Source organism: Curtobacterium sp. MCBD17_008, from assembly GCF_003234475.1.
In the GTDB taxonomy this organism is placed as follows: Bacteria; Actinomycetota; Actinomycetes; order Actinomycetales; family Microbacteriaceae; genus Curtobacterium.
This window is the reverse complement of the sequence record NZ_QKTK01000018.1, coordinates 15,605-40,856: the sequence shown is the minus strand read 5'-3', so window position 1 is coordinate 40,856 and position 25,252 is coordinate 15,605. Positions and strand designations below refer to the sequence as shown.

The 25,252-nt window shown below is 71.9% G+C and carries 23 protein-coding genes and 4 tRNA genes; 9 read left to right on the top strand and 18 right to left on the bottom strand.

What is annotated here, in order from left to right:
* Positions 1-15: 15 nt before the first annotated feature.
* Complete coding sequence (locus DEI95_RS17020; protein WP_258367618.1) at positions 16-141, bottom strand: hypothetical protein; 126 nt, start codon at positions 139-141, stop codon at positions 16-18.
* Between the two features lie 124 nt (positions 142-265).
* On the opposite strand from DEI95_RS17020, the gene DEI95_RS14525 reads away from it, so the two are divergent.
* The 3 genes from DEI95_RS14525 (at position 266) to DEI95_RS14515 (ending at position 3,507) form a co-directional block, all read left to right on the top strand.
* A complete protein-coding gene (locus DEI95_RS14525) occupies positions 266-1,303 on the top strand; it encodes an LLM class flavin-dependent oxidoreductase (RefSeq protein WP_111060688.1) in 1,038 nt (345 codons plus the stop codon).
* 502 nt (positions 1,304-1,805) lie between these two features.
* Complete coding sequence (locus DEI95_RS14520) at positions 1,806-2,552, top strand: hypothetical protein (RefSeq protein ID WP_111060673.1); 747 nt, start codon at positions 1,806-1,808, stop codon at positions 2,550-2,552.
* Between the two features lie 43 nt (positions 2,553-2,595).
* On the top strand, positions 2,596-3,507 hold the full coding sequence (locus DEI95_RS14515; RefSeq protein WP_146243685.1) for a hypothetical protein: 912 nt from the start codon (positions 2,596-2,598) through the stop codon (positions 3,505-3,507).
* A 178-nt stretch (positions 3,508-3,685) separates the two neighbouring features.
* Here DEI95_RS14515 and DEI95_RS14510 read toward each other — a convergent pair.
* The 3 genes from DEI95_RS14510 to DEI95_RS14500 form a co-directional block, all read right to left on the bottom strand.
* Positions 3,686-3,760 (bottom strand) — tRNA-Val (locus DEI95_RS14510).
* A gap of 23 nt (positions 3,761-3,783) precedes the next feature.
* Positions 3,784-3,857, bottom strand: a tRNA-Cys gene (locus tag DEI95_RS14505).
* Positions 3,858-3,943: 86 nt separating this feature from the next.
* Positions 3,944-4,015 (bottom strand) — tRNA-Gly (locus DEI95_RS14500).
* Between the two features lie 248 nt (positions 4,016-4,263).
* Between DEI95_RS14500 and DEI95_RS14495 the strand changes: the two genes are divergently transcribed.
* From DEI95_RS14495 to DEI95_RS14470, 6 genes are all read left to right on the top strand, one after another.
* Positions 4,264-4,336 (top strand) — tRNA-Val (locus tag DEI95_RS14495).
* 114 nt (positions 4,337-4,450) lie between these two features.
* Positions 4,451-5,971: a DUF3375 family protein gene (locus DEI95_RS14490; protein WP_110889783.1), complete on the top strand. Its 1,521-nt coding sequence runs from the start codon at positions 4,451-4,453 to the stop codon at positions 5,969-5,971.
* On the top strand, positions 5,968-6,783 hold the full coding sequence (locus DEI95_RS14485) for a DUF4194 domain-containing protein (protein ID WP_111060671.1): 816 nt from the start codon (positions 5,968-5,970) through the stop codon (positions 6,781-6,783). The genes DEI95_RS14490 and DEI95_RS14485 overlap by 4 nt, the downstream gene beginning before the upstream one ends.
* A complete protein-coding gene (locus DEI95_RS14480; RefSeq protein WP_111060670.1) occupies positions 6,780-10,145 on the top strand; it encodes an ATP-binding protein in 3,366 nt (1,121 codons plus the stop codon). Before DEI95_RS14485 ends, DEI95_RS14480 begins: the two co-directional genes overlap by 4 nt.
* 68 nt (positions 10,146-10,213) lie before the next feature.
* Positions 10,214-10,552: a hypothetical protein gene (locus DEI95_RS14475; protein WP_111060669.1), complete on the top strand. Its 339-nt coding sequence runs from the start codon at positions 10,214-10,216 to the stop codon at positions 10,550-10,552.
* A gap of 345 nt (positions 10,553-10,897) precedes the next feature.
* Positions 10,898-13,033 (top strand): acyl-CoA dehydrogenase, encoded by a 2,136-nt coding sequence (locus tag DEI95_RS14470; protein ID WP_111060668.1) that lies wholly within the window; start codon positions 10,898-10,900, stop codon positions 13,031-13,033.
* Positions 13,034-13,137: 104 nt separating this feature from the next.
* On the opposite strand, the gene csrA is transcribed toward DEI95_RS14470, so the two are convergent.
* From csrA to DEI95_RS14400, 14 genes are all read right to left on the bottom strand, one after another.
* Positions 13,138-13,386, bottom strand: a complete 249-nt coding sequence (gene csrA, locus DEI95_RS14465) for a carbon storage regulator CsrA (RefSeq protein WP_110824893.1) — start codon at positions 13,384-13,386, stop codon at positions 13,138-13,140.
* Positions 13,387-13,465: 79 nt separating this feature from the next.
* Positions 13,466-14,443: a hypothetical protein gene (locus DEI95_RS14460; RefSeq protein WP_111060667.1), complete on the bottom strand. Its 978-nt coding sequence runs from the start codon at positions 14,441-14,443 to the stop codon at positions 13,466-13,468.
* Positions 14,418-16,472 (bottom strand): flagellar biosynthesis protein FlhA, encoded by a 2,055-nt coding sequence (locus DEI95_RS14455; protein WP_110824891.1) that lies wholly within the window; start codon positions 16,470-16,472, stop codon positions 14,418-14,420. The genes DEI95_RS14460 and DEI95_RS14455 overlap by 26 nt, the downstream gene beginning before the upstream one ends.
* Entirely contained in the window at positions 16,469-17,668 is a 1,200-nt protein-coding gene (locus tag DEI95_RS14450; protein ID WP_111060666.1) for a flagellar biosynthesis protein FlhB, read from the bottom strand. Before DEI95_RS14450 ends, DEI95_RS14455 begins: the two co-directional genes overlap by 4 nt.
* 4 nt (positions 17,669-17,672) lie before the next feature.
* Positions 17,673-18,434 carry a flagellar biosynthetic protein FliR gene (locus tag DEI95_RS14445; RefSeq protein ID WP_110824889.1) on the bottom strand — a complete coding sequence of 254 codons (762 nt, stop codon included), beginning with the start codon at positions 18,432-18,434 and terminating at the stop codon, positions 17,673-17,675.
* The gene (locus DEI95_RS14440) at positions 18,434-18,709 is read right to left on the bottom strand and encodes a flagellar biosynthetic protein FliQ (RefSeq protein WP_110824888.1); all 276 of its coding nucleotides are present in this window, start codon (positions 18,707-18,709) and stop codon (positions 18,434-18,436) included. The genes DEI95_RS14445 and DEI95_RS14440 overlap by 1 nt, the downstream gene beginning before the upstream one ends.
* A 24-nt stretch (positions 18,710-18,733) precedes the next feature.
* On the bottom strand, positions 18,734-19,561 hold the full coding sequence (gene fliP / locus DEI95_RS14435; RefSeq protein WP_110900093.1) for a flagellar type III secretion system pore protein FliP: 828 nt from the start codon (positions 19,559-19,561) through the stop codon (positions 18,734-18,736).
* Positions 19,558-20,127 (bottom strand): flagellar biosynthetic protein FliO, encoded by a 570-nt coding sequence (locus tag DEI95_RS14430; RefSeq protein WP_111060665.1) that lies wholly within the window; start codon positions 20,125-20,127, stop codon positions 19,558-19,560. The genes fliP and DEI95_RS14430 overlap by 4 nt, the downstream gene beginning before the upstream one ends.
* 5 nt (positions 20,128-20,132) lie before the next feature.
* Complete coding sequence (fliN, locus tag DEI95_RS14425; protein WP_110889772.1) at positions 20,133-20,846, bottom strand: flagellar motor switch protein FliN; 714 nt, start codon at positions 20,844-20,846, stop codon at positions 20,133-20,135.
* Complete coding sequence (locus DEI95_RS14420) at positions 20,843-21,724, bottom strand: flagellar motor switch protein FliM (protein WP_110825195.1); 882 nt, start codon at positions 21,722-21,724, stop codon at positions 20,843-20,845. The genes fliN and DEI95_RS14420 overlap by 4 nt, the downstream gene beginning before the upstream one ends.
* A gap of 66 nt (positions 21,725-21,790) precedes the next feature.
* Entirely contained in the window at positions 21,791-22,720 is a 930-nt protein-coding gene (locus DEI95_RS14415) for a flagellar motor protein MotB (protein ID WP_110824884.1), read from the bottom strand.
* Between the two features lie 2 nt (positions 22,721-22,722).
* Positions 22,723-23,535 carry a motility protein A gene (locus DEI95_RS14410; RefSeq protein WP_110824883.1) on the bottom strand — a complete coding sequence of 271 codons (813 nt, stop codon included), beginning with the start codon at positions 23,533-23,535 and terminating at the stop codon, positions 22,723-22,725.
* Between the two features lies 1 nt (position 23,536).
* Positions 23,537-23,824 (bottom strand): flagellar FlbD family protein, encoded by a 288-nt coding sequence (locus tag DEI95_RS14405; RefSeq protein WP_110824882.1) that lies wholly within the window; start codon positions 23,822-23,824, stop codon positions 23,537-23,539.
* A 215-nt stretch (positions 23,825-24,039) separates the two neighbouring features.
* Positions 24,040-25,251, bottom strand: a complete 1,212-nt coding sequence (locus DEI95_RS14400) for a hypothetical protein (RefSeq protein ID WP_110824881.1) — start codon at positions 25,249-25,251, stop codon at positions 24,040-24,042.
* Position 25,252 lies beyond the last annotated feature (1 nt).

The window sequence follows — 25,252 nt, the reverse complement described above, 5'->3', positions numbered from 1 at the left end:
GGCGCCAGACGGGCCCTACGGCTCCACGCCGACGACCGCCTGCGTGATCGCGACCGTCATGCGCGGTCCGAGGTACCGCTTCGCCGTCGCGACGCTCGGGTGCACGTCGTCGGGTGCGGTCCCGTTCGGCAGGACTGCCACCGTCGCGACCGTGGCGCTGACGAGGACGGCGGAGAGGAGCCCGAGGAGACGGGGCGGAACCGATCGGGGCACGGTGGAGAACCCAGCGGATGCCGCGACGGCACCGGTCTGGGACGATCAGAGCATGCCCACTGACGGACGACCCCTCGCACGCCTCGGCTTCCTGACCATCGGGACCTTCGACCCGGCCCGCCCCGCTGCCGGTCACGAGGACACGCTCCGCGTCATCGAACGCGCCGAGGCGCTCGGCCTCGACAGCGCGTGGCTCCGGCACCGGCACCTGCAGCACGGCGTCTCCTCCCCCGTCGCGGTGATGGCGGCCGCGTCGCAGCGCACCAGCCGCATCGCGCTCGGGACGGCCGTCACCCCGATCGGCGCGGAGAACCCGTTCCGTCTCGCCGAGGACCTCGCCACCGTGGACGTGCTCCTCGGCGGACGACTCAACCCGGGCTTCTCCGTCGGGACCCCGATGAACTTCGACCTCTACCGCGAGGCGATCTACCCGGACACCGCCGAGCACGAGGACCTCGGCAACGCCCGGCTCCTGCGCTTCCGGGACCTGGTGCGCGGCGACGCGGTCGTCCCCGTCGCCGAGCGGCGCGGGTTCGAGGAGTTCGCCACCGGAGTCCAGCCGCACAGTCCGGGGCTCGTCGACCGGCTCTGGTACGGCACGGGCAGCACGGCGTCCGCGGTCTGGGCGGCCCGCAACGGGTTCCACCTGCTCACCTCGAGCGTCACGCGGAGTGAGATCGGGACCGACTTCGCCGCGAACCAGCGCGCCCAGGTCGACGCCTACCTCGACGCACACCCCGACCCGAGCACCGCGCGCGTCTCCCAGGGCCTCGTGGTGATCCCGACGGACACCGCCACACGGGAGCAGGAGGCGCGGTACCGGGCCTACGCCGAACGCCGCGCCGGCCGTGTCGGTGTCCCGACGGGTCCGGCGGGACTGTTGTTCGCCGCGGACCTCGTCGGCTCGTCGGTCGAGATCGCGGACCGGCTCCGCGCCGACGCGGGGTACCAGGTCGCCACCGAGGTCGCGTTCGCACTGCCGTTCTCCTTCGAGCCCGACGAGTACGCGCAGATCGTCTCGGACATCGCCGAGCGACTCGGGCCGGAACTCGGGTGGGCGCCGCACGACAGCGAGTCCAGCCAGTCCTGAGAACGACGAAGAGTCCCGTTTCCCGGGGACTCGTTGACGGCCTCGACCAGTGCTTTCCCTGACGTCAGCCCACGGTCGGCATGCGTTCCGGTTCGACGGATTCCACCCGCTCATCTGTCCAGTACGACGACGGGTCACCAGTCGGTCCAACAGACGTCAGCGGCGCCGGAGTCACCGTCTGTTCTCCACTGTCACCAGCGGACGTGCCGTTGCCGCACCCGCTGAGCAAGACAGCAGCAGCGGAAACCGCTCCCACCATGAGCATCCGTCGCAGCATCATCAGCCGATCTCGTTGTCCATGCTCAGCACGTCGTTTCCGTCCGGAGTCATGTTCGGAGCCGACGTCCCACTCACAGTACGCCTCGACGTCATCCCGGCGGGGCGAGCAGGCCGGAGGCGAACTCCAGGGTTCTGCTTGACTGGGCAGCATCGAGCGGGATTCCGGACGTCGTGCCGCATCTGCCGCCCGACGAGCACGCCACGAAGCACAGGGGGACCACCGATGGCTACACTCACCGCCCGGGAACGAGACCGCCGCGCGAACCGGTACCTCCTCGGGACCATCGCCGTCGTCGCAGTCATCACCTCGGCCGTCCTGCACCGGCCGGTGCTGAGCAGCGATCCAGTGGCGTTCTGGTTGCCGACGGCGGCCGGGCTCGCGTACGGATCCGGGTTGTGGTTCCTCGGCGCGCGGCGAGACTCCAAGTGGCTGTCGAACCTGACCTGGGCCGGATGGCTCGTCGTCTTCTGGGTCCTGCTCTGGACGAAGGTCGTCTCCGGCCCGGCGTGGTTCCTGGCCGTCATTGCCGGCGGCCTCGCGGTGACGGCTGCGTTCCCCCGGAAGACCAAGCCGTCGAAGGTGGACAAGGTGCCGCTGGCGGCAGCGAAGCCGTGGTCAGGGTCCGATGTCACCGCAGAGCCAACCATCCACACGTTCGGACGCCGCACCGTGCCCGCAATCACCATCACCACCCGGGACGGCGCCACCCGCTTCCGTGTCTCCGAACTCGCAGGGTTCTTCGACAAGGAGACGGACACGGTGGAGTCCATCCCGGGAGAGCGGCTGACGTTCCTCACCCGGGTCGGCGTCGCAGCGCCCGATTCCGTCATCGGCGAGGCGACAGCTGGTCTGCCAGACGACACCCTCGTGCTCATCGACGAGAAGGACGATTCCCGCCCGGCCGCAGTGATCGTCGACGAGGACATCGTGACGTTCGAACACTGGGTCCGCACGCTGCCGGAGGGCTGACCGATGGCGCTCGGCGGTCGGTGCGCTTCGGTACGGTCGACTCGTGACGGGGGAAGCAACGAGTGTGGTGCGGGGTGAGCGCCCGGTGACGGTCCGCGGGAGCATGATCACGCCGATCGCGTGGACGGCCCTCTCTGCAGGCGTGTTCGCGATGGGGCTCTGGCTGGCGTGGAGCCGCGACGTGTTCGGGGCAGCTGTGTTCACCCATGTGTGGACGAGCGGGATGCTGCTCCTCGTCGGCACGTTGGCGCTCGTGTTGTCTGTCAGCGCGCTGTTCGCCGGGGTGCGGGTGTTCCCGGACCGGCTCGAGGTGACCCGTGGGATCTTCCGGACGCAGGTCATCAGGCCCGGTGAGCTCGTCCACTTCCGCGCCTCGGGGAAGGGCAACACCGTCATCAGTGGTGTGACCGCTCGCGGGCGCGGATTCACGACGGACCGCTACCACCGTCACCACGACGTGCTCGTCGGATGGTTGGAACAGAACGCGGCCGAGCCGTGGGCGGAGTTCTCCGACTTCTTCAGCAAGCTCACCGTCCAGACACGACCTCGGCCGGTCTACCGCCTGTTCACGATGGTGCTCATCGTCGGCTTCTTCATCGTCTCGCTGCTGATGTGCCCCGGCTTGTGGGTCGCTGTCGCCTACGACGACGCACACAAACAGCAGGTGACGTGCACCATCACCGCGGCTGAAGCCGTGACGGTGTCGAACCGCTCGACGAGAGGCATCGGCTCGTCCCACCCGGCTGTCGCAATCGACACGTCCGAATGCGGTCCGCTGACACTGTCCCGCGGCGTCGACTCCGAGAATCAGGACGCCGTCGCCCGCACGCTGAACCGGACGGAGGGCCCGCACGTCTTCACGGTCGGCGGCGGCTCGTTCTGGTTCCGAACGCACACCCCGTGGCTCCGCTTCGTGCCGGCACCGACGATCTACAGCGTCGACGGGGTCGGCTGAGTTCGGGGAGCGTGACCGTCCTGCACCTGCACCTGCTCCGAAGCCGGCTCGGACGACGTCCGCAGGAGCGGATGGCGGGCCATCATCACCAGCCCCGTGCGTGCTCCGTGCCGAGCACCGAGCAGGCGCCGGCTGCCGACAACGACGAAAGCCCCCGGTCTCCCGGGGGCTTTCGTCCTGGTGGGCGATACTGGGATCGAACCAGTGACCTCTTCCGTGTCAGGGAAGCGCGCTACCGCTGCGCCAATCGCCCAGATGAGTTCCGCCGGAGCGGACTGGAGGTGGGGACGGGATTCGAACCCGCGTGGACGGCTTTGCAGGCCGCTGCCTCGCCTCTCGGCCACCCCACCATCAAGGTCCACGTCTGGCGTAGTACCCGATCGGTGGGATACCTCTTCTGGAGAGTTGCTGTCTTCCGGAGAAGACAGGCACCTCGAGCGGATGACGAGATTCGAACTCGCGACCCTCACCTTGGCAAGGTGATGCGCTACCACTGCGCCACATCCGCATGGTCTGACCTGAGTCACACCGGTGTTGTCCGACCCGCTCTCGCGGCGACTCGTAAACTGTACCCAGATCACGCTGTTTCTCCAAAACCGGTTCCGTCGACCGGGCGTGTCCCCCGGAGCGGTGCGGATCGGCGGGGTCTCCACGGGCCTCCCGGCCGGTCTGGCCGTGAGCGACGCGCGCGACCGGCGACGCGTGTTCGGAGCACAGCCCGACATCCGCTACTATCGATCCGCACGCAAGTGCAGGGGGCGATTGGCGCAGTTGGTAGCGCGCTTCGTTCACACCGAAGAGGTCATCAGTTCGAGTCTGGTATCGCCCACGTGCCCGTCCAGGGCCGGAAGAACACCCCGAAGAGCCCGACGCAACCGCGTCGGGCTCTTCGCATCCCACGACCTCTTCGCATCCCGCGACCCGTCCGACCACCAGGGGCACCATGACCGACGTCGACCTCGAGTTCGCAAGGGTCAGACAGGTGCTCGACCGGCCGACGCTCCGACTGATGTCGCGTCCGACGAGCGCGGCCGTGGTCTCGGTCTTCCGCACGGTGTTCGACCGTGACGTGCAGTACGTCCCTGCCGAGCGGATGCACCTGCAGGTCGAGGAGCACGTCGCCCGCCTGCAGGCGACCGGTGCGCGGGTGCCGGCGAGCGACTCCCCCGAGGGCGAGGTGTCCCGGCCCAACGGTCGGTCCCTCTGCCGCGAGTGGGTGGCCGCACAGTGGCTGGTGCGCTCGAACTCCTCGGACGGCGACGAGCAGTACAGCCTGACGAGCCACGCCCTCGAGGCGCTCAGCCTGATCGACGCCCTGTCCGCCGAGCGGGCCCTCATCAGCGAGAGCCGTCTCGCGATGATCGTCGACGCCGTGCACCGCTGGGCGGACCGGGCCGAACCGGACCGGGACGCCCAGGTGCGACGCCTGGACGCGCAGATCGCCGAACTCCAGGCCGAGCGTGACCGTCTCGCCCGCGGCGACGAGGTCGTCACGGTCGACGAGGACCGGATGCGTGACGGCTACGCGAACATCACCGACCTCATCCGGCAGCTGCCGAGCGACTTCAAGCGGGTCGAGGAGGCGGTGGCGACCATGCACCGCGAGATCGTCGAGGACTTCCGGCAGGAGGTCCGCCCGATCGGCGAGATCCTCGACGACTACCTCGCGCGCACGGACAACCTGATGGAGTCGACGCCGGAGGGCCGGGCGTTCCAGGGCGCGTTCGAGCTCCTCCGTGACGACGCCCTGCTCCTGCGGCTCCGCGACGACATCACCACGATCCTCGAGCACCCGTTCGCCGCCTCGCTCAGTCCGACCGAGCGCCGGACCTTCCGCGGCACGGTCGGCATCCTCCGGCAGGGCATCGAGGACGTCCTCGCCCAGCGTCGGATGCTCACCGCGACGCTCCGTGACCAGATCGTCGCCCACGACGTGGTGCGGGACCGCGAACTCGACGCGGTGCTCCGCTCGGTGAACCGCGGCCTGGCGGCGTGGATGGACGTCAGCTCCGCCCGGGACCGCGTCCCGCTCGGCCTGCTGCCCCCGTCCGCCGCCGTCGGCACGCTGCGTGAGAAGTTCTACGACCCGGACGCCGAGTCGGTGCCGCCGCCGATCGAGGAGCCGGACGACGACGTCTTCGAGGAGATCGACGTCGAGTCGCTGCGCCGCCACGGCGGCCCACTCCTCGCCGAACTCCGGTCGGTCCTCGACGCCTCCACCGCCGGATCGAGCGTCGAGGCGTTCCACGAGCTGCCCCCCGACCAGCGTCGTCCCGTCGAGCTCTTCGGGCTCGCGCACCTGCTCACCGGACACGACGACTTCGAGGCCGGCACCGAGACCGCACCGCACCGCACGGTCCGGCCGGACGGCGGACCGGTCACCTTCCACATGCCGACCGCCGCGCTGCCCCACCAGGGCCGGACGGCACACCCCGACGACGAACCCGGCCAGGAGGCACGGTGACCGACACGACACCAGCACCCGTCGACGACGAGGTCGCGTTCGAGGACGCCTCCGGCGTGTTCGTCGACGAGCTCGCCGAGCGCGACGAGAGCACGTTCGCCCTCTTCGAGGGTGACGAGGGCCGACTCGACGAACCGCAGCGTCGGGCCCTGGTCGCGCTGCTCCGGCACCCGTACGTGAGCGCCCGGACGCACGTCGACGAGTGGCGTGCGGTCCTCGACGCGGAGCACCAGCTCCGCTCCCGCCTCAACGACCTGTTCCTCGAACTCCACGTCGACCGCGACCGCGAGGTGGCCTTCAAGCGGCAGGCCCGATCGGAGAGCACCCGTCGTGGCTTCCCGACCCTGCTCCGCGACGCCCCGTACACGCGCGAGGAGACGATCGTCCTCGTCTACCTGCGGATGCGTCTGCGCGCCGACGCCCGTCCTGGGCCCGACCAGGTCGTCGTCGACCGGTCCGAGATCCTCGGGCACGTGTCCGGCTTCCGCCCCGCGACCGCGACCGACCGCACCCGTGACGAGGCCCGCGTCGCCAAGGCCATCGAGCGCCTGGTCACGGCTCGGGTGTTGTTGAAGACCACCGACCCGGACCGCTTCCGGGTCGCGAGCGTCGTCGAGGTGTTGCTCCCGCTGGAGCGTCTCGTCGAGCTCGACACCTGGCTGCGGACCGCGGCCACCGGCGGCGGTGAGCCGACCGACGGGGCCGGGACGCGCCTCCCGGCCGGTCCGACGGGGGCGGACGTCACCGGCGACGGCGACGTCGAGACCGACGCCGGCACGGACGCCGACGACAACGAGGAGGACCGCGCGTGAGCACCGTCGACGTCGACACCACCGGGATCCCCGCGCTGTTCGACACCGTCGCCCAGTGGCGGGCCGAGTCCATGCAGGTCGTCAACTGGGGCGGCTTCCAGGGCCACCGTCACGTCGAACTGTCGGGCACGGCGACGCTCATCTCCGGCGCGTCCGGGACCGGCAAGTCGACGCTCATGGACGCGTACCTGGCGGTGATGATGCCGTCCGACGTGCCGTTCAACGGTGCCTCGAACGACGCGACGACGGGACGCGCCCGCAGCGCCGACCAGCGCAACCTGCTGACGTACCTGCGCGGGAAGGTCGACACCCGCCGCGACCCGGAGACGGGTGCGCTGCAGGACGTCACCCTGCGCGGCGAGGAGCAGACCACGTGGGGCGCGGTCGCGGTCACGTTCCGGAACGACGACGAGCGCCGCTTCACGGTCCTGCGCGCGTACATCGTGCCGCGTCGTGCCCGTGGCGTCGCCGACATCCAGATGACCATGGCGACGGTCGACGACGTGTTCGACCTGCGGCGGCTCGAGGACTTCGTGCCCTCCCGGTTCGCGCACCTGGAACTCACCGGGCGGATCCCGGGGCTCGTCATCCGCGACACGTACCAGGAGCTCGCGTACACGCTGCAGACGCGCCTGGGCATCGGTGACTCCGGTGGCGGCAACCGGGCGATGCGCCTCCTCGCCCGGATCCAGGCCGGGCAGCACATGCCGACCGTCGACGCGCTCTACAAGTCCCTGGTGCTCGAGACGCCCGGCACCTACGAGGCAGCCGACCGTGCCCTCGCCCACTTCGCGGCGCTCGACGAGGCCTACGAGGCCATGGACACCGAGGAGCGCAAGGTCCGCATCCTCTCCCCCATCACCGACCTGCACGACGAGATCGAGCGGTCCCGGGCCGCGGCCGCCGCGCTCGACGGCATCGCCACCGGCGCCGACGTCTCGCCGTTCGCGCACTGGACGGCGTCGCGGAAGCGCGAACTGCTCGACCTCGAGGTCGAGCGGAACGCCCGCGAGCGGACCGCCACACGCGCCGAGGTCGAGGCGGCGTCCGCCCGGCACGCCGCCGTGGAGGTCGAGCTCCGCGACGCCGAGGCGCGGCTCCGGGACTCCGGCGGCAACGCACTCGCACAGCTCGAGGACCGCATCGACCGCGGGACCCGCGAGCGTGCCGCCGTCGCCCGCTCCCGGGAGGTGTTCGACGAGCGCACCGCACCCCTCGACGAACCGGTCACCACCGAGTCGGCGTTCACCGAGGCGCAGCGGGCGAGCCACGAGTTCCTCGGCACCTACGCCGCACGACGTGACGAGCTCGACGCCCGGCGTGACGCCCTGACCCGTGAGGAGTACCCGCTCCTCGACCGCGAACGGACCCTGCGCCAGGAGCGCCGGTCGCTCGAGCACCGCCAGGGCGCCATGCCGCTGCCGATGCACGAGGCGCGGGTCGCGATGGCCCGGGCCGCCGGACTCGACCCGGCGGACGTGCCGTTCGTCGCCGAGCTCCTCGACGTGCTGCCGGCCGAGGAGCAGTGGCGCACCGCCATCGAGTCCGTGCTCGCCCCAGTCGCCCGGACCCTGCTCGTCGACGAGGACCGGCTGGACGACTTCAGCGCCGCCATCGACGGCCTCCGTCTGCCCGTGCGTGTGCAGTTCGAGGGCGTGCCGCTCGGCCCGCACCTGGACCTGCCCGGCGACCGCGCCATGGTGTCCGGGAAGCTCGCGATCAAGGCCTCGCCGTTCAGCACGTGGGTGCGGGAGCGCATCGAGTCCGACCGGATCGACGCCCGCTGCGTCGCCGACGCCGCCGAGCTCGGCGGCGGCGGCCGTCGGGTGACCGTGTCCGGCCAGCTCCGCGACGGCCGTCGCGGTGCGCACGGCGACCGACGCCAGGCGAACGTCATCGGGTTCACGAACGAGTCGCGGGTCCGTGCCGTGGAGACCGAGCTCGCCGAGATCGCGGCGGACCTGACCGCCCTGGAGGCCCGGCGCACCGACGTCGCGCAGGACCTCGCCGCACTCGACGTGCTCCGGGCAGCGCACCAGCACCGCGTCGACGTCACGTGGGACGCCGTCGACGTCACCGGTGCCGACGCCGCCCTCGCCCGCCTCGAGGAGGAGCGACACGCCCTGCTCGCCGCCGACGACGGCCTGCGGACGCTCCGCGAGTCCGTCGCCCGCCTGCGCGCCGCGCTCGACGAGGCCGCCGACCGACGGTCCGCCGCGCGGCTCGGCGTCAAGCGCCTGGAGGAGCGGCACGCCGTGCTCGTGGACGGTCAGGACGCGGCCGCCGAGATCCTCGAACGGTTCGCCGACGCACCGGACCGGCTGCCGGACGAACAGCAGGAACGCCTGCTCGCCGAGGCGTTCGACGAGGTCGGCGCCCCCGACGGGGTGGACGGGTTCGACGACGCGACCAGACGTCTCCGCCGTCGCCTCGAGGAGCGACTCGCACAGGCGCTCGACGGCGCCGCGACGGCGTCGGTGGCGCTCACCACGACGTTCGAGCGGTACCAGGACGCCTGGCCGGACCCGAACCTGGGGACCGGGGTGGCCTCGTACCCGGACTACCGCGCGATCCTCGACCAGATCGTCGCCACGGGCCTCCACGCCCGGCGGAGCGAGTGGCGCCGTCGGCTGTCACAGTGGAGCGGCGAGGACCTCGTCCCGCTCTCCGGCGCGTTCGACCGCGCCGTCGTGGAGATCGAGGAGCGGCTCGAACCCGTGAACGAGATCCTCCGCGACCTGCCGTTCGGCGCGAACCGCGACCGGCTGAAGATCGTCATCCGCCGCGTCACCCGCGAGGACGTGACGCAGTTCCGCAAGGAGCTCCGCGCGCTGTCGGCCTCGGTCGACGCCGAACTGACCGACGACGTGCTCGAGACCCGCTTCCGGCGACTGCGGCGGTTCATGGGCGTCATCCGGCGTGACCCGGAAGCACCCCGAGGCCGGACGACGCAGCGCGACGCCGTGCTCGACGTCCGGCGGCACATGGAGATCACCGCGGTGCGCTACGACGTCGAGGGCAACGACCTGGGCGTGTACTCGTCCCTCGGCGACAAGTCCGGCGGTGAGACGCAGGAGCTCGTCGCGTTCATCGTGGGCGCGGCCCTGCGGTACCAGCTCGGCGACGAGACCCGGCCCCGGCCCCGGTTCGCCCCGGTGTTCCTCGACGAGGCGTTCATCAAGGCGGACTCGGAGTTCGCCGGTCGTGCGGTGACGGCATGGCTCCGGCTCGGCTTCCAGCTCGTCGTCAGCGCGCCGCTCGACAAGGTCACGGCGCTCGAGCCGTCCATGGAGCGCCTGCTCTCGATGCGGAAGCACCCGGACACCGGGTACTCGTCCGTGACCGAGATCCGGCGGGCCTGACCGAGGTCCGGCGGGGTCGGCGCAGGTCTGGCGGGCTCCTCCGGGGCACGCGGCGGTAGGGTCGTCGCGTGTTCGGACGTCGTGACCCCCGCCCCGCTGCCCCTGACGCGTCCGGCGTGCCGGACCTGCCCGTGCTCGGCATCGGAGCCGTCGTGCGGGTCGTGCCGTCGGACCGCGGCGAGCAGTGGGCGGACGACCCGATCGGGCTCATCGTCGCGCCGGGCGGCGCCCAGCTCGCCGGGTACGCGGGCGCAGGGGTCCGGGTGGCGTGGGTCGTCGAGTTCGACGAGCCCGCGTACACGACGGACGGCCGCGGCCCCTTCGAGCGCGCGACCGTCCAGAGTCGTCAGTTGGTCCCGGTCCCGATGGACCCGGTGACCGAGCCGGTGGACGCCGGAGCGTCCTGACCGGTCAGCAGGATCAGTACTCCTCGGAGCCGGCCTTCATCATCGCGGCGGCCGCCATGCAGGTGCCCACACCACCGATGACGCCGATGCCGATGATGATGCCTGCGATGAGTTCGAGCATGGGGTGACTCCTCGTGGTCCGGGGCCGGTGTGGCTGCGTCAAGGCTACCGGACGCCGGACGCCGGGCGTTGGAGGGTTCCCACCATCGGGACGAGGCGACGCCGGGTGGTGTTTGTGGGGCGGCACGGCGGTCATGTCATGCGCAACACGGGTGCCTACGCTGGTGGGGTCGGACCGCCGTGGCAGTGGCGCGGTCCGGAACCGCGCAGTCCAGGAGGCACCCGATGGTCGACACCGCACCGAGCCGCACCAGCAGCACCACCGCCGGCAGCACGATCCGCACCAGCACCGGTGGGGTCAGCGCGCCGAAGGCCGACGCGACCGGGGACACCGCAGCCGGGACGCCCGCGGGCGGCACCGACACCGACGTCCGCATCGACGTCGACCTGCTCGCCGAGCACCTGCTGGGCCGCTGGGCCGAGGACCGCCGCATCTCCCGCCGTCTCGTCCGCGACCCCGCGCTGCACAAGATCGAGGGGCAGCCCCTCGCCGAGCACCGTGCGCGCACGCTCGAGCAGCTGCGGATCCTCGTCGACGCCGGCGCGATCCAGCGTCCGTACCCGCCGGAGTTCGGCGGCCAGGACAACCACGGCGGGAACCTGGCGGCGTTCGAGGAGCTCACCGTCGCGGACCCGTCGCTGCAGATCAAGGCCGGGGTGCAGTGGGGTCTGTTCGGCTCCGCGGTGCACCACCTCGGCACCGAGCGCAACCACCGCGAGTTCCTGCCCGGCATCATCGAGTTCGACGTGCCCGGGTGCTTCGCGATGACCGAGACCGGGCACGGTTCGGACGTCCAGAACATCGCCACGAGCGCGACCTACGACCCGGAGACGCAGGAGTTCGTCGTGCACACGCCGTTCCGCGGTGCATGGAAGGACTACATCGGCAACGCCGCCCTGCACGGCAAGGCCGCCGTCGTGTTCGCCAAGCTCGTCACCCAGGGCGTCGACCACGGCGTGCACGCCTTCTACGTCCCCCTGCGCGACGACGAGGGTGCCTTCCTGCCCGGCGTCGGCGGCGAGGACGACGGCGTCAAGGGCGGCCTGAACGGGATCGACAACGGCCGGCTCTGGTTCGACCACGTCCGGGTCCCGCGGACGAACCTGCTCAACCGCTACGGCGACGTCGCCGAGGACGGCACGTACTCCTCCCCGATCGACTCCCCCGGGCGCCGCTTCTTCACGATGCTCGGCACCCTGGTGCAGGGACGGGTCTCCCTCGACGGCGCCGCGGTCGTGGCGCAGAAGATCGGGCTGCAGATCGCCCTGACCTACGCCATGGAGCGCCGTCAGTTCCCGACCGGCGACGGCCAGGAGGGGGTCCTGCTCGACTACGGCCGCCACCAGCGCCGGCTCATCCCCCGCCTGGCGACGGTGTTCGCCCAGTCGTTCGCCCACGAGAAGCTGCTGCAGACGTTCGACGACGTCTTCAGCGGCCGGCAGGACACCCCGGAGCGCCGGGAGGACCTCGAGACGCAGGCCGCGGCCTTCAAGGCCATGTCGACCTGGTCCGCCCTCGACACGCTGCAGGAGTGCCGGGAGGCGACCGGCGGCGCGGGCTTCCTCGCCGAGAACCGGATCACGGGCCTCCGTGCCGACCTCGACGTCTACGTGACGTTCGAGGGCGACAACACGGTGCTCCTCCAGCTCGTCGGCAAGCGTCTGCTCACGGACTTCCGCAAGGCCGCGCCGCGCGACGCCGCGTCGACGGCGAAGTTCGTCGCCGCGCAGGTCGGGTCGAAGCTGGCGGACGCGACCGGTCTGCGCCGACTCGGGCAGACGGTGTCCGACCGAGGGTCCCTCGCGGCTTCGGTCGCGGACCTGCAGGACCCGGAGACGCAGCGCGCCCTGCTCGTCGGTCGGGTCGAGACGATGGTCACCGAGATCGGCATGCGCCTCCGCACCGCCGGTAAGGACCGCGCCCGCGCCGCCGTGCTGCTGAACCGCTCGCAGCACGAGTTGATCGAGGCGTCGAAGGCGCACGCGGAACTCATGCAGTGGGAGGCGTTCACCGAGGCGATCGACGACGTCCCACCGGGCGACACCCGCACGGTGCTCGTCTGGCTCCGCGACCTGTTCGCGCTCGGGCTCGTCGAGCAGCACCTGGACTGGCACCTGCTGCACGGGCGGATCTCGGCGCAGCGGGCCCGGGCCGTGTCGGCGTACGTGGACCGGCTGGTCGCCCGACTCCGTCCGGTGGTGCCGCAGCTCATCGCGTCCTTCGGGTACGAGCCGTCGCACGTGCGCTCCCCCATCGCGAGCGGTGCGGAGCAGGCACGACAGGACGAGGCCCGCGCGTGGTACGAGGCCGAGCGCGCCGCCGGACGGCTGCCGGAGCAGGAGAAGAAGCCCCGCCCCTGATCGGCGGACCCGGCCGGAGGTCGCCGATCAAGCCGCTCGGCTCGATGCCGAGCAGGTCGAGCCGCTGGGCTTGATCCGGAGGGTCTGACCGACCCCGTCGCCCGTCAGCCGACGGGCGGACGGGGGGCGCCGAGCGCTGCGCGCAGCCGCGCCTCGGCGTCGTCGTCGGCTCCGGCAGCGGCGGCGACGTTCGCCTCGGCCACGGCACGGACGACCTCTTCGCGCTGGATCTTCACACCGCGGGGCGCGTCGATGCCGATGCGGACGCCGTCGCCGCGGGAGTCGAGCACCGTGATGACGATGTCGTCACCGATGAGGATCCGCTCGCCGACCTTGCGCGTGAGTACCAGCACCCGGCAAGCCTAGCGACTCCGGGTCGCCGCCCCCGTCCGGGACACGGCCCGGTGCCGTCGGCGGCCCGAGGACGGGCGGTCAGAGCGTCCGGACGGGCAGACCGAGCAGGTGCACGCTGTCCGGCGTCGCGGTCTCCTCGGTGCCGATCGCGAGCACACCGGCGAGCGGCACCGGAGCGTCCGCCACCGCGGCGAGCATCGCGAGGGCGTCCTCGTGCTTGCGCCCGGCGTCGACCACGACCCAGACCTGGTCGGGTGCGAGCGAGGTGGTCGTCGCCACGTCGGTCCACGCCGCGACCGCGAGCAGCGCCACGCCGTCCCGCACCGCGTCGGCGCGCGCGAGGATCCCGCTGCGTCGGTCGGACGCCGGTGTCGCCCGCAGACCGTGCCGACTGGCGAAGACCCCGGCGGCGGCGTCGACGTCGGCCGCCCGACCGACGAGGAGCACGAGGCCGCCGTCGGCCGAGCAGACCGCGGGTGCGGGGGTCCGGACGGGTGCGGGAGCCGCGGCGGCGGGCAGCTCGGGACGCAGGTCGGCCCACGGGTCCGCGGCCCTCGGGTCCGCGTCCGGGCCTCCCGTCACGGCGGACGCGACCGATGTGGTCGACGCACCGGGCGCGGCGGACGCCGCCCCGGACGGGACGTCCTGGAGGCCCGGCTCGGCCGGCACGGGACCGGCGACGGCCCGGCGCGGCGGGGCCAGTCCGTCGGCCGCGAAGCCGTCGAGCACCGAGGCGAAGGCGTCGGCCCGGGTGGTGGAGGTCCCGTCGGCGTCCGCGATCCGGGCCTCGGCCGCCTCCGCGTCGGCGAGGAGCGCTGCGATGCCGATCCGCCTGGCGGGTGACGCGGCGATCGTGACGCGGGCCGTCGGCGGGTCGAGGGGGTCCGGGAACTCGACCGTCGCCTCGACGTGCGCCCGGCGGAACAGTCCGGCGACCCCACCGGTCGTCACCCGCTCGGCGGCGACGATGCGGGCCGCGGGTCCGAACTCGGCGAGGACCGCGGCACGGACCTCGTCGAGCGTGGCGCCGCTACGCTGCGATCGGATCGGCGGCACGGACCACTCCCACGGTCTCGATGGTGGACCCCGCTGCCGTGGCCTCCTGGTACGAGAGCACGGGCAGGCCGTTCGCCTGCGCGGACACCATGCGGTGCACGGCCGGGCGGAGTTGCGGGGCACAGACCAGGACGGCGGAGAGCCCCTGCTCCTCGACGGCGCGGACCGAGTCCCGCACGGAACCGAGCACCTGCTCGATCCGGTGCGCGTCGAGGAGGATCTGGGTCCCCTGCTCGGAGGGACGGAGCCCCTCGAGCATCGCCTGTTCGAGCACCGGGTCGATCATGATCACACGGAGCACGGCGCCGTCCAGGTGGCGGGCGGCGAGGGCCGGACCGAGCGCGGCCCGCGCGGACTCGACGAGACCCTCCGGATCGGTGGAGACCTTCGCACGGAGGGTCAGCGCCTCGCAGATGCGCCCGAGGTCGTTGATCGGCACGCGCTCGGCGAGCAGGCCCTGCAGCACGCGCTGGAGTTCGGCCATCGAGAGCATGCCGGGGACGAGTTCCTCGACCGCAGCGGGGTTCACCTGTTTGACGCCCTCCGCGAGCACCTTGACGTCCTCGCGGGTGAGCAGACGAGCGGCGTTGTCGCCGATCACGGCCTGCAGGTGCGTGACGAGCACGGAGACCCGGTCGATCACGGTCGCGCCGGTCATCTCGGCGGCGTGCCGGAGTTCCGCGGGCACCCACTTGCCGGCCAGTCCGAACACCGGCTCGACGGTGGGGTCGCCCGGCAGGCCGTCGAGCTGCTCGCCGAGGGCCAGCACGCTCCGCGCGGGGGCGGTGCCGCGGCCGGCCTCGACGCCGGCGATGCGGATCGCGTAGGTCGACGGCGGCAGGTCGATGCTGTCCCGGGTGCGGACCGGCGGCACGACGATGCCCATGTCGACGGCGATCTTCCGTCGGAGTGCCCGGACCCGGCCGAGCAGGTCGTCGGACGCGCCGGAGACCATGTCGACGAGGTCCGGCGCCAGGAGGATCTCGAGTGCGTGCACGCGCATCTGCTCGAGCAGGTCCTCGGGGGTGTCGCTCGGGGGTGCTGCGGCCGCGATGGCCTGCTGCTCGGCTGCCGTCGCTGCGGCACGCTTGGCGTTCTGGCCGATCCGCCACCCGGTGAAGAGGAGGGCCGCGCCGATCAGCAGGAAGGGCAGGATCGGCATGCCGGGGATGAACCCCATCGCGATCGCCGCCGCACCGGCGATCATCAGCGCGGTGCGGGACTGCGAGAGCTGGTCGGACGCCGACGTGCCGATGTCGGACTCGGCGCCCGAGCGGGTGACGATCATGCCGGTCGACACGGCCATGAGGAGCGCCGGGATCTGGGACACGAGGCCGTCGCCGATGGTGAGGATGCCGTAGTGCGACAGCGCGTCGGTGATCGACATGCCGTTCTGCAGCATGCCGATGGCGATCCCGCCGACCAGGTTGATGACGAGGATCAGGATGCCGGCGATCGCGTCGCCCTTGACGAACTTCGACGCACCGTCCATCGCGCCGTAGAAGTCGGCCTCGGCGGACACCGCCGCGCGGCGCTCCTTCGCCTGGACGTCCGTGATGAGCCCGGCGTTGAGGTCCGCGTCGATCGCCATCTGCTTGCCCGGCATGGCGTCGAGGGTGAAGCGGGCGCCGACCTCGGCGACGCGCTCGGCGCCCTTCGTGACGACGACGAACTGGATCACCACGAGGATGAGGAAGATCACCGCGCCGATGATGACCGAGCCGGCGACGGCGACGTGCCCGAAGGCCTGGATGACGTCGCCCGCGAACCCCTGGGCGAGCACGAGGCGGGTCGAGGCGACGTTGAGCCCGAGCCGGAACAGCGTCGCGACGAGCAGCAGCGACGGGAACACCGAGAAGTCGAGCGGCTTCTTCACGAAGAGCGTCGTGAGCAGGATCACCAGCGCCAGCAGGATGTTGCAGATGATGAGGACGTCCAGCAGGAACGGCGGCACCGGCAGGATCAGCAGCAGGATGATGCCGACGATGAGCACCGGGACGGCGAACTTCGGCAGGTCGGCGCGCTTCATGCGGGGAGGGCCTCTCCGGGAGTGTGGTCGGTGGCGGGACGCGGTGTCCGGAGCTTGCGGGGGCGGACGTCGCCGCTGAGCGTGGTCGGGTCGAGCACGGTGGCGACCTCCTCCGGGGTGGTGGGGCGGGGCGGGGTGTGCGTGCCGCTCGCGGCGCCGTGCGCGGCGAGCGTCATGACGAAGGACAGGACGCGGGCGACCGGGGTGTAGAGGTCGACCGGGATCTCCTGGCCGAGCTCGCACGCCGCGTGCAGCGCACGGGTGAGCGGGACGTCCCGCACCATCGGCACGCGCTCCTCCTCGGCCTTCTGCCGGATGGCGTCGGCGACCGGGCCGGCCCCCTTCGCGACGACCTTGGGTGCCGACTTGCCGGCCTCGTACTTGATCGCCACGGCGTAGTGCGTGGGGTTCGTCATCACGACGTCGGCGGTGCCGATGGCCGCGATCATCCGGTTGCGGCTGGCGGCGAGCTGTCGGGACCGGCGCTGCGACTTCACGAGCGGGTCACCCTCGGCCTGCTTGTTCTCGTCCTTGACCTCGCGCTTCGTCATCATCGTGCGCTTGCGGTTCCGGCGGATGACGACGAACACGTCGAGGGCGGCGAGCACGAGTCCGGCGGCGACGGCGGCCTGCAGGAGGGTGCCCGCGCCGGCGCCGGCCGCCTCGAGGACACTGGTCAGCGGCAGGGACCCGCTCGACATGAGGACGGGCACGAGTCCCTGCACCGCGAACCAGAGCACGAGGCCGACCACCGCGGTCTTCAGCAGTGCCTTGACGCCGTTCCACAGCGCCTGCGTCCCGAACACCCGCTTGAGGCCGGCCACGGGGTCGAAGTGGTCGGGCTCCGGCGTGAGCTTCTTGACGTGCACCCCGCCCTGCGCGACCGAGGTGGCGAGCACGGCGACCGCGACGACCCCGAGCATCGGACCGAGCGTCGCGCCGATCGAGCCGAGGCCCTCGTCGAGCACGTGCCGCATGGTGCCGACGTTCGGGTCGGCGATGACGAGCGCGACGGCGCGCATCTGCTGCTGTCCGGCGGCCGACGCGTGCCCGATGAGCGAGGGGAACATCAGCGCGGCAGCGGCGATGCCGATCCAGGCGCTGAGGTCCTGCGACCGGCCGAGCTGCCCCTTCCGACGCACCTCGCGCATCCGCTTCGCGGTCGCTTGTTCGGAGCGTTCTCCGCTGTCCGACATGCCGTCACCCCCTGCCCGTGATGGCCTGCACGGCGTCGCCGGTGAGGGACGACACGACACTCGGCAGCGCCATGAACAGCGCGCCGGCGAACAGGACGGTGAGCCCGATCTTGATCGGGAAGCCCATCTGGAACGCGTTGAGCGCGGGGGCGACACGCGTGAGCAGCCCGAGGCCGACGTCGGCCAGGAAGAGCACGACCACGAGCGGCCCGGCGATCTGCAGCGCGGCGAGGAACATCTGCCCGAAGGCCGCGACGAGCATCGGGGCGACGCCGTCGATCGGGAACCGTCCGTCCACGAGCGGGACCCCGTCGAACGAGCGGACGAGTCCCCCGATGATGAGCTGGTACCCGCCGGAGGCGAACAGCAGTGCGAGGGACGCCATCTGGAACAGGCGGGTGAACTGCGCGCCGTTCACCTGCGACTGCGGGTCGAACGCCTGCGCCAGCGTGAAGCCGCCGAACAGGTCGATGAGCGCTCCGGCGGACTGCACCGCGGCGAAGACGAGGTACACCATGAAACCGAGGACGAGGCCGACGAGCAGCTGCGTCACGAGCGCGACGAGGAAGGTCGCGGTGTCGAGCTGCTCGTAGCCGGCGGTCACCTTCGGTGCGACGCCGATCGCGAGCCCCAGGCCGAGGATGACCTTCACCACGCCGGGGAACGCGCGGTAGGAGAACGGCGGGGCCACGACGAAGAACGCGACGAGCCGGACGCCGGCGAGCATCGTGCCCTCGAGCCGGGCCGCGTCGAACAGCAGCTCCATCAGCCGCTCCCGAGCAGCTTCGGGATCATGTCGAACGCCACGTGCGTGAACGCGACCATCTCGGAGATCATCCAGTTGCCGCAGACGACGAGCGCGACGGCGACGGCGAGGGCCTTCGGCACGAACGAGAGCGTGACCTCCTGGATCTGCGTCACGGACTGGAACAGCGAGATCGCGAACCCGACGACGAGCGAGGTGACGAGGACGGGCGCGGCGAGCTTCCCCGCGACGAGGAGCGCCTGGAGGGTGAGGTCGATGACCGCCTGCTGGTTCACGGGTGCCTCCCGGGCCGGACCGCGCTAGACAACGTGGTAGCTCTCGATGAGCGACGTGATGATGAGACCCCACCCGTCGACGAGGACGAACAGCAGGATCTTGAACGGCAGCGAGATCATCACCGGCGGGAGCATCATCATGCCCATCGACATGAGGGCCGCGGAGACGACGAGGTCGATGACGAGGAACGGGATGAAGATGACGAACCCGATGATGAACGCGCTGCGCAGCTCGGAGATGACGAACGCCGGGATGACCGTGGTCATCGGCACGTCGGCCATCCGCGCGGGGTTGTCCCGACCGGCCGCGCGGGTGATGAGGGCGACGTCCTCGTCCCGGGTCTGGTGCAGCATGAAGGTGCGCAGCGGTGCGGTCCCGGCGTCGACGGCCTGCTGGAAGTCGATCTTCCCGGCGAGGTAGGGCTGCAGGGCGTCGTCGTTCACGTGGCCGATCACCGGTGCCATCACGAAGAGGGACAGGAACAGCGCGAGTCCGGCGATCACCTGGTTCGGCGGGATCGACTGCAGGCCGAGGGCGTTCCGGGTCATCGCGAGGACGACGAAGATCTTCGTGAACGAGGTCATCATGAGCAGCAGCGCGGGGGCGACGCTGAGCAACGTGATCCCGATGAGCGTGACGACGGCGGACGACGGGGTGCCGTCCGGCCCGTTCACGTCGACGCTGAAGCCACCCGTCGACGGGGTCGCGGGCGCGGACGGCGCCGCGGGGGCGGTGGGCTCGACGACGCCGGCGGCGTGCGCTCCGGTGGTCGTGAGCATGAGGAAGCCGGCGACCACCGTCAGCCCGAGGAGGACGAACAGCAGGAGCCTGCCCGTGCGGGCGGCGCTCACCCGGTCCGCCGCGAGCGGAGGACCGACGCCGCCTGGCGCCAGGTGTCCGCCGAGAGGATCGACCCCTGCAGCTGGGCCGCGGTCGGGACGACCCGCGTGTCCGCCGCACGGACCGTCCGGTGGGCACGGCGCCCGCGCGGCCGGAGCGGCAGTGGGTCGGTGACGCGTCCCTCGGCGTCGGCCGGGGCGGTCGCGACGGCCGGGAGGCCCGGTGCGGCCTGGTCCTGCCGGTCGAGTTGCGCGCCGAACGCGTCGGCCGTCGGCAGCGCGACCGGACCCGTCACGATCGTCAGCTCCGGTGCGGGCGCCTGCCCGCTCGTGAGGAGCGTCACGCCCTGCTCGGCGACGCCGAGGACGAGCCGCTCACCGTCGACGTCGACCACGACGACGCTCGCCTTGCCGCCGATCGCCTGACGACCGACGACCTCGACCGAGGCCGATCGACGCCCGCGCGCGCGGGCGGCGCCGAACTGCCCCTTCTGCATGCGTCGGTGCAGCACCCACATGAGGGCGAGCACGACGCCGAGGGAGAGCGCGACGCGGAGCGCGATGACGAGCGTGTCCACCGGGGTCAGACCGTCTCGGCGACGTCGAGGATCTTGGTGATGCGGACCGCGTAGTCCTGGTCGACGACGACGACCTCGCCGTGGGCGATGAGGCGGCCGTTGAGCAGGACGTCGGCGGGCGCCCCGGCCGAGCGGTCGAGTTCGACGACCGCGCCGGGCTCCATGCCGAGCACGTCGCGGACGGACATCCGGGTGCGACCGATCTCGACGGTCAGGGTCATCTCGACGCTGTTGATGCGGCCGAGGTTGCCCGCGGGCAGGGTCGGCGCCGCGCTGACGGTCTCGGCGACGGTGCCGTTCTCGCGGATCCGGACGGCGACCCAGCCGGCCGGGGCCCCGGCACCGCTGAGGGCGAAGACGACGGTCTCCGGGTCGGCGACGAGCGCGGCGGCGGACTCGCGGCGGCCCTCGCCGAGCACGCCGGCGCCGAGCGGTGCGACCGCGGCCTCGAGCGACGGGCGGAGCACGTCGGCCACCGAGACGAGCCCGGAGTCGACGCCGCCGGCGGCGGTGATGCCGCCCAGGTCGAGCAGGACCACCGCGAGGTCCGCGGACACGCCGCCGACGAACGAGGCGACCACGGCGTCGACCGCGCGCGCCTGCAGGTCGGGGGTGGGGCCTCCCGGCTGGACGGTCGCGACGAGCGGGACGGGGGTGGGCAACGCGCTCGCGAGCGCCTCGGCGGCGGTCGTGTGCAGCGTGGAGGTGACGACGGTCATGCGGACGGCTCCGATGCGGTGGTGGTGACGACGACGCCCGCGAGCCGCGAGCCGTTCGCGCCGACGGCGGCGGTGCCGACGGGTTCACCGTCGACGGAGATGGTGAGCGGGCGGTGCTGCGGGTGCGGCAGGGGCAGGACGTCGCCGACGGCGAGGCCGAGCACCTGGGCCGGCAGCACGGTCGCGGGGGCGAAGCGCAGGGCGACGCCCACCGGCACGGCGGCGAGCTGGGCGTCGATGAGGGCCTTCGCGTCGGCCGTCGAGACGTCGGCGGGCCGGTCGACGAGCTGCGGGAGGACGGCCTCGGCCGGGAGGGCGAGGGTGCCGTCGGCGATGCGGTCGCCGACGCGGATCTCGAAGGACGCGACGATCATCAGGTCGGACTTCTGCGCGGCCTGGGCGAACTGGCTGTTGAACTGGAAGGCGCCGGCGGACACCGGGCGCTCGAGCAGCCCACCGAGCGAGTAGCGGAGGTCGTCCAGCGCGTCCTCGACGAGGCGGCGGACGAGTGCCTGTTCGATCGGTGTGAAGGTGCGTTCCGGCGTCGGCAGCGGCTTCGAGGCACCGAGCGAGTGCGACACCCAGGTCAGGGCGGCGTCGAGCGGCACCTGCAGGACGCCCTTCGCGGCGACGTCCTCGATCGGCAGCAGCACCATGCCGGTGAGCGCGGGGAGCGACGCGGCGTACTCGTCGTAGGTCATCATCGCGACCTGCTCGCACGTGACCTGGCTGAGGACGCGCACCTTCGCGGTCAGCTGCGTGCCCCACTGGCGGGCGAAGGTCTCGAAGGCGAGCTCGAGGACCCGGGCGTGCTCACGCGCGAGCGTCGACGGGCGCGCGAAGTCGTACACCTCGGGCGCGGTCAGGGTCTCGGTCACGAAGCGCACTCTCGGCCACCGGCGGGCGGCCGTCAGCTCTGGCCCCTCTTCTGGGGCGACGTGGCGCTACCCGGTGCGGGCCCCGTCCTGCGCGGAGGCGAGGGCCGGCATGAGGGCGCTGACGTCCTGGTCGGCGTTCGACAGGACGACGATGTCGACGCGGCGGTTCAGGGCGAGGTCCTGCTCCCGGGTCCCCTTGGCCAGGGGGCGGCTCGACCCGAAGCCGACGGACTGGATGCGCTCGGCCGGCATCTGACCGCGTTCGACGAGGTCCCGCAGCACCCCGGTCGCGCGGGCCGAGCTGAGCTCCCAGTTCGTGGCGTACGGGGCGGTGGAGTTGCGGCTGTCGGCGTGCCCCTCGACGCTGACGTCGTGGTCCGCACCGCGCAACACCGGCGCGATGGCGTCCATGATCTGCTTCGCCTGGTCGGAGAGGTCGGCGCTGTTCGTGCCGAAGTACGTGTCGCTGCCGACGAGCCGGACGGTGAGGCCGCGGGAGTCGAGGCGGAACTGGACGTTGGCGTCCTGCCCGGCCTTCTCGAGGTTCCCCGAGATGGCCCGCTCGATGGCCTGCAGGTCGTCGAGCTCCTCCTTCGCCGCCGCGAGGTCGGCCTTCGTCGCCGATGCCGGCACGACGGCGGCCGCTGGGTCGGCGTTCGTGTCCTCGGCACCGGACGCCGCCGTGGAGTGGTCGGCCTGTGCTTTGTCCACCGAGTAGCCCGTGCCGTCCTCGACCTCGTCCTTCGTGACGATGGTCCCCGAGGCGGTGTCGATCTTCTGCGACTCGACCTCGCCGAACCCGGTGGCGAGCGACTCCTTGAGGGCCATGTACTTGTCCTGGTCCACGGAGGACATCGCGAACAGCACGAGGAACATGCACATGAGCACCGTGATCATGTCCATGTACGAGGCCATCCAGCGCTCGTCGGGGTGCTCGGCCTCGTCGTGGCCGCCCTTCTTCCGGCCGCGTCCGCGACCGCGGGGGTTCGCGCTCACGGTCAGGCCGCCAGCTGCTGGTCGTCGGCGTCGGACTTGTTCTTCCCGCCCTTGCCCGATGCGCCACGGGCGCTCGGCGGCACCATCGCGGTGAGGCGCTCCCCGAGGAGCCGAGGCTGGCTGCCGGCCTGCACGGCGAGGAGGCCCTCCATGAGGAGCGTCTGCCGGTCGGACTCGAGCTGCGCGAGCTTGCGGAGCTTGCCGCCGAAGGGCAGCCAGAGGAAGTTCGCGGTGAGCAGGCCCCAGAGGGTGGCGACGAACGCACTCGCGATGAGCGGCCCGAGCTCGTCCGGCTTGCCGAGGTTCGCGAGGACGTGGGTGAGCGAGACGACGGTGCCGATGATGCCGACCGTCGGGGCGAAGCCGCCGAGGCCCATGAAGAACGCGCTCGCGCTCCGCATCGGCGCCGCGTTCGACTCGATCTCGTCCTCGAGCAGGATCCGGAGCTCGTCGCCGTCCGTGCCGTCGGCGATGTTCTGCAGGGCCTTCTTCATGAACGGGTCGTCGTGCTTGTCGGCCTCCTGCTCGAGGGCGAGCAGGCCGTTCGCGCGGGCCGTCTCGGCGAGCCCGACGACGTCGTCGATGACGGTCTGCGGCGGCGTCACCTTGCCCGTGAACGCCTTGGGCACGGTCTTGAAGGCGGCGAGGGCGTCCTTGAGGGTCGTGCTCGCGACGCCGCAGCCGATGGTGGCGACGAACACGAGGAGCATCGGTGCGGGCAGGAAGAGCCCCGCCATCTCGACGTGCTCCATCTGCGCCATGCCGAACAGGGCGCCGAAGGCCAGGAGGATCCCGATGATGGTCGCGATGTCCATCTCAGCGCCCCCCGTCCTGCGAGCGGAGGGTCGCCACGGGGGCGAGCGTGGGCTGCGGCCCGGTGGTGGTCAGGTCCCGCGCCGACGGCAGGTCCGTCCCGTAGGCCATGCTGACGATCCGGGCGCGGTACGCGGCGATCCGCTCGATGACCTCGGCCAGGGACTCGCGGACGATGTACTTCGCCCCGTCGACCATGATGAGCGTCGTGTCCGGCGTCTCCTGGATGCGCTCCACGAGATCGGGGTTGACAGCGAATCCGCTGCCGTTGAGTCGTGTGACGACGATCATGGCCCGTCCTGGTTCTCGATCGACCCGCCGCCGTCCGTGGGGCAGGTGTTCGACCGCCCGTCCGTGGGTGGTCAGTGGGCACTATCGGCTCCCGGCGCGGCCCCGTAAGTGCGGACGGAGCCGAGGCGCGCTCGCCCGGGGCGACCGGACGACGGACGGGAGGCTCGTCACCGGCTGGTGGCGAGCCTCCCGTCCGTCAGGTCGCGGCGGACCGGTCAGACGACCGCTATCTCGTTCGGGACGCCGGGCAGGCGGTCGCTGGTGGCGATGACGTCACCGCTGGTGAGGTCGACCGCCGTGACGGTGCGCTCGGCCGGGTCGGTGACGTACGCGACGTCGTCGACGACCTTCAGCGCCGGGTGGGCGTCCTGCCACTCGGCGGGGCCCTCCCATTCGTCGATGACGGGGAAGCTGTCGAGCTCCTCGCCGGTCTCCTCGTCGAACACGTGCAGGGCGCCGTCGCTGCCGAGCGCCACCGCGGAGTCCTCCGGCCCGCGGGCCAGGTCACGGAAGGTGAAGCCGACGCCGTCCGGCATGTCGGCGACACGGTAGTCGCCCGTCGCGGCGTCGATCAGGGCGATCTGGTCGAGGAGGTAGCCCTCGGAGTCGGGGTCGTCGTTGAAGTCGCCGACCGCGATGCTCGACGACTCGGTCGTGAACAGGTTCCCGCTGCGGCCGTACTCGGTCGGGGCGTCGACCTTCTCGAACACGCCGTCCCGGTACACGAGCGCGCCGTCGGAGCAACCGAAGACGGCGACCTCGTCGGCCACCGTGCCCTCACCGTGCACGTCGGGGCACTCCTCGGAGCGGGCGGTCTCCTGACCGTCGGCGTCGAGGGCACGGACGCCGGAGCGCGACTCCTCGGTGCCGATGGTGGTGAGGAGGGTGCCGTCCTCGAGCTCGATCGCGACGCCGTGGTGTGCGGCCTCCGACTCGGTCGTGTCGACCTCCGGCAGACCGCCGCCCTCGACGGCGCTCGCCAGGTCGGCGGTGTCGAACGTCGTGACGTCGCCGGAACCGTCCGCGAAGAGCGCGGTGCGGTCGCCGTGGACGACGACGTGCCCACCGGTGTCGGCGGGGAACGTGACGTCGGTCAGGGCGGAGTCCGCGCTGGTGCCGGCCGCGGTGTCGAGCACGCGGAAGCCGTCGGGGACGGTCACCATCACGTGGCGGTCGTCGCCGGCCGGGTTGACGCGGGTGAAGCCGTCGACGGTGTGGTCACCGACGACCTGCAGGTCGCGGTCGAGGACGAGCAGGCCGCCGTCGTAGGTGAGGGCGATGCGGTGGCCGGTGTCGGCGCCCGCTGCGTCGGGACCGGGCGACGCGCTGTCGCTGGCGGCGGGGGTCCCGGAGCCGGCGCACCCGGTCAGGAGGAGGGCGGACGCGCCGAGCAGCACGGCCGGGGCGAGGAGGGTCTTCTTCGTCATG

Excerpts from the sequence above, each read along its gene's own strand:
- DEI95_RS14525 (WP_111060688.1), top strand. The coding sequence starts at position 266 with ATGCCCACTGACGGACGACCCCTCGCACGCCTCGGCTTCCTGACCATC.
- fliN (WP_110889772.1), bottom strand. The coding sequence starts at position 20,846 with ATGACCGTCGTCACCTCCACGCTGCACACGACCGCCGCCGAGGCGCTC.
- DEI95_RS14520 (WP_111060673.1), top strand. The coding sequence starts at position 1,806 with ATGGCTACACTCACCGCCCGGGAACGAGACCGCCGCGCGAACCGGTAC.
- DEI95_RS14445 (WP_110824889.1), bottom strand. The coding sequence starts at position 18,434 with ATGGAGCTGCTGTTCGACGCGGCCCGGCTCGAGGGCACGATGCTCGCC.
- DEI95_RS14450 (WP_111060666.1), bottom strand. The coding sequence starts at position 17,668 with ATGTCGGACAGCGGAGAACGCTCCGAACAAGCGACCGCGAAGCGGATG.
- DEI95_RS14400 (WP_110824881.1), bottom strand. The coding sequence starts at position 25,251 with ATGACGAAGAAGACCCTCCTCGCCCCGGCCGTGCTGCTCGGCGCGTCC.
- DEI95_RS14410 (WP_110824883.1), bottom strand. The coding sequence starts at position 23,535 with ATGGACATCGCGACCATCATCGGGATCCTCCTGGCCTTCGGCGCCCTG.
- DEI95_RS14470 (WP_111060668.1), top strand. The coding sequence starts at position 10,898 with ATGGTCGACACCGCACCGAGCCGCACCAGCAGCACCACCGCCGGCAGC.
- DEI95_RS14490 (WP_110889783.1), top strand. The coding sequence starts at position 4,451 with ATGACCGACGTCGACCTCGAGTTCGCAAGGGTCAGACAGGTGCTCGAC.
- DEI95_RS14405 (WP_110824882.1), bottom strand. The coding sequence starts at position 23,824 with ATGATCGTCGTCACACGACTCAACGGCAGCGGATTCGCTGTCAACCCC.
- DEI95_RS14455 (WP_110824891.1), bottom strand. The coding sequence starts at position 16,472 with ATGAAGCGCGCCGACCTGCCGAAGTTCGCCGTCCCGGTGCTCATCGTC.